Raw genomic sequence first — 13,001 nt, forward strand, 5'->3', positions numbered from 1 at the left:
TGTTTTTACTAAAAACAGTTTAAACATTCCGGATTAGCTCAGCGGTAGAGTAGGCGGCTGTTAACCGCTTGGTCGTAGGTTCGAATCCTACATCCGGAGCCACTAATTACTTCTAATAATTTCTACAAAATACTTCGTAAAAAATGTGTGAAAGTTTGTATCATTTCAAGTAAATTTTAAAAGAATCAAATAGCTTCTAATTAGTGATTTATAAACTCTTAGGATTAATAACTAAAAAATAAGCTTATAGCACAAAAAGATATTTCACAAAATTAAATCAATCCCCCTCCTCTTTTATGGTAGAAAAACTTAAGCAAGGTTTTTACTTTTCTCTCAATCCAAAATGATTACCTACATCGCATGATTAAAACCTTATAAGCAAAACCACAAACATATCTTTAAGTTTTAAAAGAATCAATCTTCTTACTGCTTGATAAATTTTCATCTTTTATTCTTAATTTTTTCTATTACTCTATAACATTGATTTGATACATGATAAGCATCTCTTCTAGGTATTATTTTTTCTAGTTAGAATTAAATGATAATTTTTATTATTTACTATTTATTATTTTTTGATTTTTACAATGAAACTGGTTTTAGTTAATTTTAAAAAAGGAGAAAAAATGAAGCACTTTACTTTAACCAATAGCGTCGGAGCTCCCATAGGAAGCAATCAAGATTCTCTAACAGTGGGTCCTAGAGGGCCGATGCTTTTACAAGACACTTGGTTTTTAGAAAAATTAGCACATTTCAATAGAGAGAGAATCCCTGAGAGAGTTGTTCATGCAAAAGGAAGTGGAGCTTATGGAATCTTTACTGTGACAAATGATATTACACAATATACAAAAGCAAAAATTTTTAGTGAAATTGGAAAAACTACTCCCTGTTTTTTTAGATTCTCAACAGTTGCTGGTGAAAAAGGAGCAGCAGATGCAGAAAGAGATCCTAGAGGCTTTGCAATGAAATATTACACAGAGGATGGGAATTGGGATTTGGTAGGGAATAATACTCCTATATTCTTTATAAGAGATCCTTTAAAATTCCCCGATTTTATTCACACTCAAAAAAGAGATCCAAGAACAAACCTTAGAAATATGACAGCTGCTTGGGATTTTTGGAGTAAGGTTCCAGAATCTTTACATCAAGTTACAATTTTGATGAGCGATAGAGGAATACCAAGGACTTATCGTCATATGCACGGATATGGTAGTCACACTTTTAGTTTTATCAATGCAAAAAATGAAAGATTTTGGGTGAAATTTCATATGAGATCAATGCAGGGTATAGAAAACCTTACAAATAAGGAGGCTGAAAGCCTAATTGCAAAAGATAGGGAATCTCACCAAAGGGATTTATTTGAAGCAATTGAAAGAAAAGAATATCCCAAGTGGAAAATGTGCGTACAAATCATGCCAGAAAAAGATGCTAAGACCTATAGATTCCATCCTTTTGATTTAACAAAGGTTTGGAGTCAAAAGGATTATCCGCTTATTGAAGTGGGAATTGTAGAGCTAAATAAAAATCCTGATAACTATTTTGCAGAAGTAGAGCAATCTGCCTTTAATCCAGCAAATATAGTCCCAGGAATTGGTTATAGTCCTGATAGAGTGCTTCAAGGTAGATTATTTGCATATGGAGATACAGCAAGATATAGACTTGGTATTAATCACGATCAACTACCAGTAAATGCCTCAAGAGTTCCTGTCCATACAACTCATAGAGATGGATATATGCAAAATGGAAATTATGGTGGCTATATGAATTATAATCCTAGTTCTATACCGGGTTATCAGGAAGACATTGGGGCAAGAGAGCCAAAATTGGATGTGAGTTTATTTGAGAGGGAAACTGATATTTATAACTGGGATTATAGAGTTGAGGATGATGATTATTATACACAGGCTGGAGATTTATATCGCCTCCTTAGTGATGAAGAAAAAGAACGCCTTTGTCAAAATATAAAAGAGGCTATGGAAGGGGTTCCTGTAGAGATCAAAAAATTACAGATTGAACATTTCAAAAAAGCTGATCCAAATTATGGCAAACGCGTAGCAGAACTTGTTCTTTAATCCTTTATCATCCTTAGAGCTTTTCTAAGGATGATAGTGTCTCTTAATTAATCTAAAAATCACCCTACTCTTTGTTGCCATAAGCCTCCCTGCAAGCATTATTATCTCCAAATAGACATTTTTTTTGTAATTCCTTGAAGTACTCTGCCTCTTTTTGTTGTTGTTTTTCTACATTGTAACTTCTGTATTTATCAAAACCCCATACTGCCAAACATACAAAAATAATGAAAAAAAAGTCATACTTTTTGATTTTTGGACAAAACTTACAAGCCATTAAACTCCTCCAAAGTAGGTAAATACTAAATGTGGTCTGCTATAATTATAATTAAAAGTCCACAACAAAAAAGGGTTAAAATGGCTATATCAAGACGCAATATACTAAAATTTACAACTGGAAGTGTCCTTGGATTGCATTTACAACCCCTTCACAGTGCTGGAATCTTTAGGAAGATTGAAAAGATTCCACATGCTACACATTTTGGACCATTTTATGCAAAAGTAGAAGATGGAATTTTTAAGGATATTGAAGCACAAAAACATGATTTTAACCCTTCAGTTACAATAAAAGCCTTGATTGATCAAACTTATTCAGATACAAGAGTTAAATATCCGTGTGTGAGAAAAAGTTACTTGGAAAATAAAGAAAATCACAAATCATTACGCGGTAGAGAGGAGTTTGTCAGGGTAAGCTGGGAAGAAGCCTTGGATCTAATTGCCAAAAAGCTAAAAGAAATCCCAAACCACAATATCTATAATGCAAGTTATAGTGCTTGGAAACACACAGGAAGACTGCATAATCCTAGTATAGTAGCTAGCAGATTCTTCAATCTAGCTCTAGGTGGAGTAATTGAAACCAATGGGGGGTATAGCAATGATGCTGCTTCAAAAGTAAATCCTACAATTATTGGGGATATGGAAGTTTATGCTCCACAGACTACACACGAAGAAATAATTGAAAATTGCAGGGTTTATGTATTATGGGGTTCTGACTTATTTAAGAACAATCGTGTTGATTATGTAGTTGCAAATCACCTCAACGATACTTATTATCCACAATACAAAAAGGCTGGTATTAAATTTATCTGCATTGATCCTATCTACACTGAAACTGCAGAAATGTTTGAGGCAGAATGGATAAAAATTAAACCAAATACTGATGTTGCACTTATGCTTGGCATGATGCATCACCTCTACCACACTAAAAAATACAACAAAACCTTTATTTCAAAATACACAGATGGATTTGAAACATTTTTGCCTTATCTTTTGGGGAAAACTGATAAGATTGCAAAAACTCCAGAATGGGCAGAACAAATCACTCAAATCCCTTCTAAAAAGATTAAAGAACTTGCTAATCTTTTTGTTTCCACAAGAACATTTCTAGCGGGCAATTGGTCAATGCAGAGATCCTCTCATGGAGAACAAGTTGATTGGGCACTAATAACCCTAGCTTGTATGATTGGTCAAATTGGACTTCCTGGTGGTGGTTTTGGTCTAAGTATGCATTTTTTAGGAGGTGGGCAGGCTGTATCTGGATATAAGATACAATCTCCACTCATTCAAGGATATAATAAAACACAACTAAGAATACCTGCCTCAAGAATCTCTGATGCAATTTTAAATCCTAATAAAGAAATTAATTTTAATGGGAAAAAAATCAAGTACCCAAAAATTGACCTGATGTATATTTGTGGGTCCTCATTGGTAAATCATCAACCCAACACAAATGAACTTATTAAAGCTCTTAGGACTCTAGATACAATCATAGTCCATGATCCTTGGTGGACTCCAACTGCAAAAATGGCAGATATTGTTCTTCCATCAACTACCACTTTTGAAAGAGATGATATTAGCTTTGGGAGCTTTCATTCTAAGAGTGTAATTTATGCAATGAAAAAAGTCATCAATCCCTTATATGAATCTAAAAGTGATTTTGAGATTTTTGAATTATTATCTCAAAAGATTGGTGGAGAGGATCTTAGACAAAATTACACAGAATCAAAAACCAACTCAGAATGGCTTCAAGAATTTTATAATCAAGGTGATGGGCCCTCTTTTAAGGATTTTGATCAATTTTGGAAAGATGGTTTTGTGGAGTTTGAGATTCCAAAGGAAGCTCGTCATTATGTGAGATACTCAGATTTTAGAAAAGATCCTATAAAATATAAACTTGCTACAGAAAGTGGAAAAATACAGATTTTTTCAAAAATCTTTTCCTCTTTCAACTTGGCAGATTTTAAAGGCCACCCTATATGGTTTAAACCCAAAGAATGGCTTGAAACAAAAAGCAAAGACAATAAATTCCATCTACTCTCCCCACACTCAAAATATCGCTTTAATTCTCAACTAGATAACACTTGGATTAGAAATCTTTATAAAATCCAAGGAAGAGAACCTATGATGATTAACCCTGAAGATGCAACAAGACTTGATATTGCAAATGGTGAAATTGTAGAAGTTTATAACAATGAGGGAAGAATACTTGTTGGCGCAGTCATCACAAGCAAAATTAGAAAAGGGGTTATTGCAATTTGTGCGGGCTCTTGGTATGACCCCGAAAATCCCCAAGAAGAAAATCCAAGGTGCAACTCAGGTTGCGTAAATGTTCTTACTTCATCAAACACTACAAGTCAGATGGCACAAGCCATTGCTGTCAATTCAACTTTGGTAAATATAAAGAAACTTGATGCGGGAGAAGTGATTAGGCCTTATCATTCCATTCTTCCTCCAAGTATTATAGGTGGTTAAATGAAGAAATTTTTAATATCTTTAATCTATTTAATAAGTTTTGCTTTTTCTGAGATGCTATATGTGATTGATGACAATACAGAAGTTTTTGATTCTAATGGAAAAAATGAAATTGGAATTGCCTTTAGAGGAATGGGTGGAGAAAAAATTAAGGAATTGGGAGATAAAACCATCTTGAGATTTCAAGGTTTTATAAAAAAAAATGACCCACTTACTCTATATGCCACAAAAGATATGTCTATGCCACTTATTGCTTTTCATCAAGACAATAACTCTAGCACTATTGAAGTTGCAATTTCTAAACAAAAACTATCTCAAGACCTAAATAACATTTGGAGTGAAACAAAAAAAATATATTATAATAAATGCTCAATATGCCATATGGCAATTTCTCCAAAAGATTATTCCGTGTTGGAATGGAAAAGCATCTTTAACACGATGAAAGAGTTTACTGTATTTGATGATTTGGAATCTAGACAGGTTCTTGATTACTTGAAGTTTAATGCCTCTGATGGCTATCTTTCAAATCCAAAAAAGGATACAAAGTGAAAATATGCGTAATGTGCGAATCAACACTTCTCCAAAAGTCATTAGAATATTACTTGAGTGAATTTTTAACTTCTTACACAGAAGCAGAGTTTATTATTTCTGATATTGCTCTACAAATTGAAAAGCCCATTTGCCTACTTAACCAATCCAGAGAATCAGATATCAAAAAGCCCTTTACTCCTGTAAGTCTATTTAAGGATTTACAAAACTTTTATCATACACGGGTGAAAAAAAATATAATTTCAAATAGTATTCCAAAGGAGTTATTAAATATTACAGACCCACAAATACAAACAAAAATTGATCATCTTTTGCAAGAATTCTCAAAACAAATCTATCAAGCGCTTCATCGTGATGAAAAACAATAATACAATAAAAGTCATAGGTGGCTTACTTAAAAACCAAAGGCTACAAATGGCTAGTTATGACACTACAAGATCTAGCAAGGCTATTTTAAAAGAATCCCTTTTTAATACTCTAATGCCAGTTATTACAAATTTTGGATTTATTGAAGTATTTGCAGGAACGGGTTCTATAGGAATAGAGGCCTTAAGTCGTGGGGCATTGGAAGCAAATTTTATAGAAAAAGACAAGCAGGCTTTTGAAATTTTAAACCAAAATTTACAAAAGATTTATCACAAATTCCCTACTCTTAAGTTTAAAAGTTTTTTTGGTGACAGCTTTGAGTTATTGCCTCAAATCATTAAAAATTCCAAATTAAAAAACTTTATTCTTTTTTTTGATCCTCCCTTTCCTATTAGAGAAAATTTTGCCGATATTTATATGAAGTGTTTTAATCTTGTGGAAAAAATACAAAATAAGGATAGCACTTTTCTAGTTATCTTTGAATTTTACACTTCCTATGAGATGCCAAAAAACATTAAAGATTTTAGTATAATAAAGACCAAAAGGTTTGGAAAGAGTGGTTTAGCTTACTATGCCAATAAGGAGTTATAAAAAATGGCTGAAGAAAAAATAGAACAAGAACCAAAAAAGAGTAAAGCTCTCCTATTTGTAATTATTGGGGCGGTTGTTTTCTTGATAGTTGTTGTTGCTCTAGTTGCTTTCTTATTACTAAGTGGTAGTGAGAAAAATCAAGAAAATACGCAACCTGAGGCAACACAACAAAAACCTGGTATTTTATCCTCAAAGGATGCGAATCTTCTCAATCTTGGACCCCTTTATCCGATTGCTAAACCATTTGTTGTCAATCTTGTTACACAAAATGGCAGGCGTTATCTTAAGACTTCTATTACCTTAGAGCTTAGTAATCCAAAACTCCAAGCAGAAATAGATCAAAAAACGACAGTCGTTCAAGATATTATTATTGATATTTTATCTTCAAAATCCATTGAAGAAATTGTCACAACCAAAGGAAAAGAGCGTATAAAGGATGAGATTTTACAGCGCGTTAACCAAATCTTAGCAGATGGTTTTATCAAGAATGTTTTCTTTACAGAATTTGTGGTGCAATAGCAATGCAAATTGGCATTGATATTGTATCTATCAAAAGAATCCATAAGATCCTTCAAAAAAATCCTCAAAAGTTTTTGCAAAGATTTCTCCTACCACAAGAAATCATACTCACCCATAATAATCCCCAAACCATAGCTGGTTTTTGGGCTGCCAAAGAAGCTTGTTCTAAGGCCATTGGAACAGGCATTGGTAAAGATCTTGGTTTTATGGATATTGAAATTACAAAAAATACAAAAAATGCGCCACTTATTACAATCACAGAGGAAAAGAAAAAACTCTTTCAAATTAATGATTTAAAACTGAGTATCACACATGAAACAGATTTTGCTATCGCTGTAGTAATTACTCAATGATTTTCAAGATTCTACAAATTATTTTTATGTTTTACTATATAATATTCCCGCTCAGAATACTGGGCAATCAATAAATCAATATACTAAATTATTATATGTATTAATTAGGAGACAAAAGATATGCAAAAACGCATTTATTTAGACAACAATGCTACTACTATGATAGATCCAAAAGTAGCAACATTGATGGAACCCTTCTTCCATCAATATTATGGCAACCCAAACTCTCTCCATAAATTTGGTACCGAAATCCATCCAGCGCTACATGATGCTTTCAATAAGTTATATGATGGTATTAATGCTGGAGAAGAAGATGATATCATTATTACCTCTTGTGCAACAGAATCAAATAATTGGGTTTTAAAAAGTATATATTTTGACTTGATTGCAAATGGTAAAAAAAATCATATTGTTACAACCGAAGTTGAACATCCTGCAGTAGGAGCAACTTGCAGATTCTTAGAAACTCTGGGTGTAAAGGTTACTTATCTAGGAATCAATAAAAATGGAAATATCACTGCAGAACAGGTTGAAGAGGCAATAACAGATGAAACAGCTTTAGTTAGTATTATGTGGGCTAACAATGAAACTGGATTAATTTTTCCGATAGAAGAGATTGGAGAAATTTGCAAGAAAAAGGGTGTCTTATTTCATACAGATGCTGTCCAAGCGATTGGGAAAATCCCTGTTGATGTTCAAAAAGCAAATGTAGATTTTCTTTCTTTTTCAGCTCACAAATTTCATGGACCAAAGGGTATTGGAGGTCTTTATATCAAAAAAGGCGTGAATCTCACTCCTTTATTCCATGGTGGCGAACATATGAGAGGACGCAGAAGCGGGACACTTAATGTTCCCTACATTATAGGTATGGGTGAAGCGATGAAGCTTGCAAAAGAATCTTTACCTTATGAGAACTCTACTGTTTTAGAGTTGCGCAATCATCTAGAAGATGCATTATTGCAAATTCCTGATGTTTTTGTAGTTGGAAATAGAGAAAATCGTGTTCCAAATACTACATTAATTAGCATTAGAGGTATTGAAGGAGAAGCAATGCTGTGGGATTTAAATAAAGCAGGAATTGCTTGCTCTACTGGAAGTGCTTGTGCAAGTGAAGACTTGGAAGCAAATCCTGTAATGGTTGCAATAGGAGCAGATAAAGAACTAGCTCACACAGCAGTTAGGGTATCATTATCAAGATTTAATACAAAAGAAGAAATTGATTACACAATAGAGATCTTTAAGAAAGCAATTGATAGATTAAGAAAAATTTCAAGTTCTTATGAAGGGAGTTTATAATGGCAAAGAATGATCTAATTGGTGGAGCACTTTGGGATGCTTATTCTAAAAAAGTTAGCGAAAGAATGGATAATCCAACACACTTAGGAGTTTTAACCCAAAAAGATGCGGATGAAAAAAATGCTAAATTAATTATAGCTGATTATGGTGCAGAATCCTGTGGAGATGCTGTAAGACTTTATTGGTTAGTGGATTCTAATGATGTTATTATTGATGCTAAATTTAAAAGTTTTGGCTGTGGAACTGCAATTGCAAGTAGTGATATGATGGTTGAGCTTTGCTTGGGTAAAAAGGTTCAAGAAGCGGTAAAAATTACTAATCTTGATGTAGAAAATGCCCTAAGAGATGATCCTGATACTCCAGCAGTACCTGGACAAAAGATGCACTGCTCGGTTATGGCCTATGATGTTATCAAGAAGGCTGCTGCACTCTATTTAGGCAAAGATATGGAAGATTTTGAGGAAGAAATCATTGTTTGTGAATGTGCTAGAGTAAGTCTTTCTACAATCAAAGAAGTAATTCGATTAAATGACCTAAAAACTGTAGAGGAAATTACACAATATACCAAAGCAGGAGCTTTTTGTAAGAGCTGTATTAAACCTGGAGGACATGAAGAAAGAAAATACTATCTTGTTGATATTCTAAGAGATGTAAGAAATGAAATGGAATCTCAAAAACTAAAAGAGAATGCTCAAAAAATTAATCTAGGAACTCTTTCTTTCTCAGAAATGACAATGGTTCAAAAGATCAAAGCTGTGGATAAGACAATTGATGAAACAATTCGCCCTATGCTAATTATGGATGGTGGGGATATGGAAGTTTTAGATATTAAAGATAGCAGTGATGGATATATTGATATTTACATTCGTTATATGGGTGCTTGTAATGGATGTGCAAGTGCTTCTACAGGCACACTATTTGCTATTGAAAATGTTTTACAAGAGAAGTTAGATTCAAATATTAGAGTTTTACCAGTTTAAGGATTGAACTTTGAAATTTGGAAGCAAACTATTTTTGATACAATAGTGAAAATTTTTTGAAAGAAGGTTTTGTTGAAAAGAGTATTTGTAGCTCTAATTTTTTGCCACTATTTTCTTTTTGCACAAACACCTTCTTCTGCAATTAGTCCAACTTTTATTCAAGACAAGTTTGATGGTAAAAATAAAAGTGGTATTGTTGTTGGGTTAGGATTAGGGCTTCCATCCCTTAGCACACAATATCTAAGTGGTCATACCTTTTCTAATATAACTTCATATGGATATCACTTTCTAGTAGGTTATCAAGACTTTACAAGATTGCTATCACCCTTTCCTCCTAATATTTTTGGTGCAAGAATAAGCTTTGAATTTGATGACACTTTTCATATTGGAGAAAGAACAATCAATTCCTCAAATTTACTTATTAATTATGATCTATTAATTGATGCTTTTGCAAGAAAGAAAAATCCCATAGGCTTTATTATTGGCATTAACTTAGGATTGACACAGATCAAATCCTATCAAAGCTTTTCATTTAGTATTGGTGCAAAACTTGGCTTAAGTTTAGCTTTCACTACTGATCATAGATTGGATATTACTTATAAAGTTGCAAGCTCTGGACCACTACAAGGAAATAGTCTTTACTTCTATAGTCCTTATACTATCGATCTTACCTATACTTACAGATTCTCAATTCCATTTAAAAGACAGGAGACAGTTAAAGAGAATCCCTTTGACAACACAAAATACCTCTTAAAAACAAAACCCCAATAAATAGAAAGATTATTTTTTCATTTTTTTATCTAGGTCCTCAAGAATATTTTCTCCCTTAGCAAAACTATCTCTACCAAATTCTGTAAAAGAAATATAAACACTCTCTTTTGGCTTTTTAGCTATCTTTTCTAAGGTTTCAGAGACTTCTTTTGCAATCGCTCTCTTTTGTTCTAAACTCAATTTTCCAGCAACTTTTATATCAATATAAGGCATTTAAATCACCAACTAAATCCACCACCAATCTTTATATTCAGATTGTTTGGTATTTTTATTTTATCATTCAAATTTATAAGATTTAAACCACTTTGCACTGCGATATCAAAAAATCCAAAGATATTTAAACCAGCTGTCAAAACAACACCATCATTATGAGATCCTTTAAGATCATACATTGCCCCTGCCCTTATATCAAAATATTTAAAATCAAACATAATTCCCCCTCCAATCATTTGATTCTTTGGAACAGTATAAGAGAGAGTATTATTAGGTAAGATATCAACATCAAATGCCAAACTTAATACACTCCACTCATAAGAAACTCCAGCTCTAAGCTGTGGATTCAAATAAACCGTCTTATCACTATTTACTTTCAATCCTGGATTATTGATATTTTTTGCAACAAAACCTAAGCTAAAACCACCAACACTATATAAAGCACCTAGGTCTATACCAAAATTTTGAGAGATCGTAGGCACTGTGGGTAGCTTGACCTTGGATACATTATCAATTGCAATAGTTTGGGAAATATTATAACCAATTCCCTGAAGATATTTAATTGATGCACCAATACTAAGTTCTCCAAAACCTATATCAAAACTATGGCCATAACCTACTGGAATTTCCACAACTGCAAGCCCTGTGGCACTAATATGATGTTTTGCATTAGGACTTAAAATAGAAGAGCTATTATAGCTATTTTTATCCGCTGTATCCACAGTGATACCATCATTGTTGATTCCAAGTTCCACATATTTATCACCTGAATTTACAATAATCCGATTGTATTTTTGATCTAATGCAGCAGACCCACTCACAAAAGCATCAAAAATTAACCCCATTCCAAAGCCACCCACACTTCCATGAGGAGCCAATTGAACAGTTAAACCATTCTGAGATACGACTGAAAAATTATTATGTTTTAATGTATTTTGGATTGAGGCAATATCTTTAATTGCTTTATTTAGTTTTGCATCCTTTGACAAAGAGAGCTTGATACCACCAAGTTTATCTAAAACCTTATCAATACTTACATCTCCGCCACTACTACCTACCAAATCCACAATCCCACTTACATTTTCATAAGTTAAATTATCAATCAAACTATCAAATATTGCATTGCCACCTGCTTCTTTACTGGCTTCTTGAAGCTTTTCTTTAAAAGCATTAAAAAGTTTATCCCCATCTTCTCCTTTTAGAGCATTCTGAAAATCCTCTATCGCTTCTCCATTATGAGACACTCCTGCAGAAGTCATTATATCTCCAAGAACCTTATCAAAATCATCCCCATTACCAACTAAGTTATCAATAACATCTCCAAAGTATCCACCCATCTTTAACTCTGATAATCCCTTTAGATCTAGGGCACTTGATAAAATAAAATTACGAGGACCAATATTAATCTTATTATTTTTTGCATCTGAAAACAAACCGCTAATCTGATCTGGGAGACTCTGTAGATTTTTGAAGTCTACTTTTGTGAGGGCAATGAGATTTTCTTCCTTCACTGAAACACCAAAACTATATCCAAATCTACTCTTCTTATTCACCCCTAATAATGCAGGGTTATAGTAGATTGCCCACTGAGAATTTTTTAGAGCTACACCAGCACCACCCATTCCAGCTGAGACATTGCCCAACCCTCCAAATTCCAAGGCAGATACCTTTAAACTCCCTAATAGCAAACCTACAACAGGTAAAATTAGGTGCTTGTGATTACATCCTCTTAGAAGACACTTCATCACAATTCCTCATCCTTTAATTATTCTAGTATTATAACCTCTTTTTCCATCTCTATACCAAAATTATCAAAAACTTTTTTATTTGCTAGTTCAATCACTTTGATTGCAGAATCATAATCAGCAATCCCTCTGCTTACATTTACCAAAAAATTCGCATGTTTATCAGAAAAACCCACACCATTGATATAAAAGCCCTTCATCCCAACTGCCTCAATTAATCTTCCAGCATAATCTCCCACAGGATTCTTAAAACAACTGCCACAACTTAGTGTTTTGGGTTGCACCTTTCTCATCTGAGAAAAAAGATCTAAAAGTTTTTGATTAAACCCCTTTATTTTTTTAAATCTTGCTGCAAAAATCACTCCATTAATACTTGTTCTTCTATAAGAAAAATCAAGATCCTCTATAGAAATCCAATCTCCATCAATACAAACAGAATCTAAAGTATTTTTTATTTCAAACTCTTTCATTCCTGCATTCATTTTAACAAGCCCACCAATACTTCCAGGCAATGAGCCAATAAACTCTAACCCACCCAAGTCATTATCTAAAAAGTATTTATAAGCCTTAGTACTTCTGGTGCTTGCACCAATTTCAATAAAACCTAGACCCTCTTTAATATAATCAAACCGATCACTCAAGATTGCTAAATTTTTTGCTTGTGGGGAAACTAAAAGATTGTAACCAAACCCTATAATTCTTAGATTTTTATCATATGCATAATCATCAATAATACTAACAGGCAAAATTGATCCAATTTTTAAGCTCAAATACCTAGAAAAATCAATCATTTTAGTCATT

14 protein-coding genes and 1 tRNA gene are annotated in these 13,001 nt (G+C 33.2%); 11 read left to right on the plus strand and 4 right to left on the minus strand.

Annotated features, from left to right (window positions below; translation table 11 throughout):
- Positions 1-27 precede the first annotated feature (27 nt).
- Both C6H31_RS04765 and C6H31_RS04770 read left to right on the plus strand, forming a co-directional pair.
- Positions 28-102: transfer RNA gene (locus tag C6H31_RS04765), tRNA-Asn, on the plus strand.
- 521 nt (positions 103-623) lie between these two features.
- Positions 624-2,069, plus strand: a complete 1,446-nt coding sequence (locus tag C6H31_RS04770) for a catalase (RefSeq protein ID WP_104697671.1) — start codon at positions 624-626, stop codon at positions 2,067-2,069.
- A gap of 64 nt (positions 2,070-2,133) precedes the next feature.
- Here the strand turns inward: C6H31_RS04770 and C6H31_RS04775 are convergent, their stop codons facing one another.
- Positions 2,134-2,343: a hypothetical protein gene (locus C6H31_RS04775; protein WP_104697672.1), complete on the minus strand. Its 210-nt coding sequence runs from the start codon at positions 2,341-2,343 to the stop codon at positions 2,134-2,136.
- Positions 2,344-2,423: 80 nt separating this feature from the next.
- On the opposite strand from C6H31_RS04775, the gene C6H31_RS04780 reads away from it, so the two are divergent.
- The 9 genes from C6H31_RS04780 to C6H31_RS04820 all read left to right on the plus strand — a co-directional run bounded on the left by C6H31_RS04780 (position 2,424) and on the right by C6H31_RS04820 (position 10,242).
- A complete protein-coding gene (locus tag C6H31_RS04780; RefSeq protein WP_104697673.1) occupies positions 2,424-4,817 on the plus strand; it encodes a molybdopterin-dependent oxidoreductase in 2,394 nt (797 codons plus the stop codon).
- Positions 4,818-5,366, plus strand: a complete 549-nt coding sequence (locus C6H31_RS04785) for a hypothetical protein (protein ID WP_104697674.1) — start codon at positions 4,818-4,820, stop codon at positions 5,364-5,366.
- Positions 5,363-5,734, plus strand: a complete 372-nt coding sequence (locus C6H31_RS04790; protein ID WP_104697675.1) for a hypothetical protein — start codon at positions 5,363-5,365, stop codon at positions 5,732-5,734. Before C6H31_RS04785 ends, C6H31_RS04790 begins: the two co-directional genes overlap by 4 nt.
- Positions 5,721-6,323 (plus strand): 16S rRNA (guanine(966)-N(2))-methyltransferase RsmD, encoded by a 603-nt coding sequence (gene rsmD / locus C6H31_RS04795; protein ID WP_104697676.1) that lies wholly within the window; start codon positions 5,721-5,723, stop codon positions 6,321-6,323. The genes C6H31_RS04790 and rsmD overlap by 14 nt, the downstream gene beginning before the upstream one ends.
- 3 nt (positions 6,324-6,326) lie before the next feature.
- Positions 6,327-6,842, plus strand: coding sequence for a flagellar basal body-associated protein FliL (gene fliL / locus C6H31_RS04800; RefSeq protein ID WP_104697677.1), 516 nt, complete (start codon positions 6,327-6,329; stop codon positions 6,840-6,842).
- Positions 6,843-6,844: 2 nt separating this feature from the next.
- A complete protein-coding gene (gene acpS, locus C6H31_RS04805; protein WP_104697678.1) occupies positions 6,845-7,195 on the plus strand; it encodes a holo-ACP synthase in 351 nt (116 codons plus the stop codon).
- A gap of 120 nt (positions 7,196-7,315) precedes the next feature.
- Positions 7,316-8,491 carry a NifS family cysteine desulfurase gene (locus C6H31_RS04810; protein WP_104697679.1) on the plus strand — a complete coding sequence of 392 codons (1,176 nt, stop codon included), beginning with the start codon at positions 7,316-7,318 and terminating at the stop codon, positions 8,489-8,491.
- Complete coding sequence (locus C6H31_RS04815) at positions 8,491-9,471, plus strand: iron-sulfur cluster assembly scaffold protein (RefSeq protein WP_104697680.1); 981 nt, start codon at positions 8,491-8,493, stop codon at positions 9,469-9,471. The genes C6H31_RS04810 and C6H31_RS04815 overlap by 1 nt, the downstream gene beginning before the upstream one ends.
- 72 nt (positions 9,472-9,543) lie before the next feature.
- The gene (locus tag C6H31_RS04820; protein ID WP_104697681.1) at positions 9,544-10,242 is read left to right on the plus strand and encodes an outer membrane beta-barrel protein; all 699 of its coding nucleotides are present in this window, start codon (positions 9,544-9,546) and stop codon (positions 10,240-10,242) included.
- A gap of 9 nt (positions 10,243-10,251) precedes the next feature.
- On the opposite strand, the gene C6H31_RS04825 is transcribed toward C6H31_RS04820, so the two are convergent.
- From C6H31_RS04825 to C6H31_RS04835, 3 genes are read right to left on the minus strand one after another with little or no spacing between them, the layout of a single operon-like run.
- Positions 10,252-10,455 (minus strand): tautomerase family protein, encoded by a 204-nt coding sequence (locus tag C6H31_RS04825; protein ID WP_104697682.1) that lies wholly within the window; start codon positions 10,453-10,455, stop codon positions 10,252-10,254.
- A gap of 5 nt (positions 10,456-10,460) precedes the next feature.
- Complete coding sequence (traF, locus tag C6H31_RS04830; RefSeq protein WP_104697683.1) at positions 10,461-12,200, minus strand: conjugal transfer protein TraF; 1,740 nt, start codon at positions 12,198-12,200, stop codon at positions 10,461-10,463.
- Positions 12,201-12,220: 20 nt separating this feature from the next.
- Complete coding sequence (locus C6H31_RS04835; protein ID WP_104697684.1) at positions 12,221-13,000, minus strand: UDP-N-acetylmuramate dehydrogenase; 780 nt, start codon at positions 12,998-13,000, stop codon at positions 12,221-12,223.
- Position 13,001 lies beyond the last annotated feature (1 nt).

The sequence above is a fragment of the Helicobacter sp. 'house sparrow 1' genome (assembly GCF_900199585.1).
In the GTDB taxonomy this organism is placed as follows: Bacteria; Campylobacterota; Campylobacteria; order Campylobacterales; family Helicobacteraceae; genus Helicobacter_H.

What these genes read in the sequence shown, in the direction of transcription:
- C6H31_RS04770 (WP_104697671.1), top strand. Translation starts at nt 624, where the DNA reads ATGAAGCACTTTACTTTAACCAATAGCGTCGGAGCTCCCATAGGAAGC.
- C6H31_RS04775 (WP_104697672.1), bottom strand. Translation starts at nt 2,343, where the DNA reads ATGGCTTGTAAGTTTTGTCCAAAAATCAAAAAGTATGACTTTTTTTTC.
- C6H31_RS04780 (WP_104697673.1), top strand. Translation starts at nt 2,424, where the DNA reads ATGGCTATATCAAGACGCAATATACTAAAATTTACAACTGGAAGTGTC.
- C6H31_RS04785 (WP_104697674.1), top strand. Translation starts at nt 4,818, where the DNA reads ATGAAGAAATTTTTAATATCTTTAATCTATTTAATAAGTTTTGCTTTT.
- rsmD (WP_104697676.1), top strand. Translation starts at nt 5,721, where the DNA reads ATGAAAAACAATAATACAATAAAAGTCATAGGTGGCTTACTTAAAAAC.
- fliL (WP_104697677.1), top strand. Translation starts at nt 6,327, where the DNA reads ATGGCTGAAGAAAAAATAGAACAAGAACCAAAAAAGAGTAAAGCTCTC.
- acpS (WP_104697678.1), top strand. Translation starts at nt 6,845, where the DNA reads ATGCAAATTGGCATTGATATTGTATCTATCAAAAGAATCCATAAGATC.
- C6H31_RS04810 (WP_104697679.1), top strand. Translation starts at nt 7,316, where the DNA reads ATGCAAAAACGCATTTATTTAGACAACAATGCTACTACTATGATAGAT.
- C6H31_RS04815 (WP_104697680.1), top strand. Translation starts at nt 8,491, where the DNA reads ATGGCAAAGAATGATCTAATTGGTGGAGCACTTTGGGATGCTTATTCT.
- C6H31_RS04825 (WP_104697682.1), bottom strand. Translation starts at nt 10,455, where the DNA reads ATGCCTTATATTGATATAAAAGTTGCTGGAAAATTGAGTTTAGAACAA.
- traF (WP_104697683.1), bottom strand. Translation starts at nt 12,200, where the DNA reads ATGAAGTGTCTTCTAAGAGGATGTAATCACAAGCACCTAATTTTACCT.
- C6H31_RS04835 (WP_104697684.1), bottom strand. Translation starts at nt 13,000, where the DNA reads ATGACTAAAATGATTGATTTTTCTAGGTATTTGAGCTTAAAAATTGGA.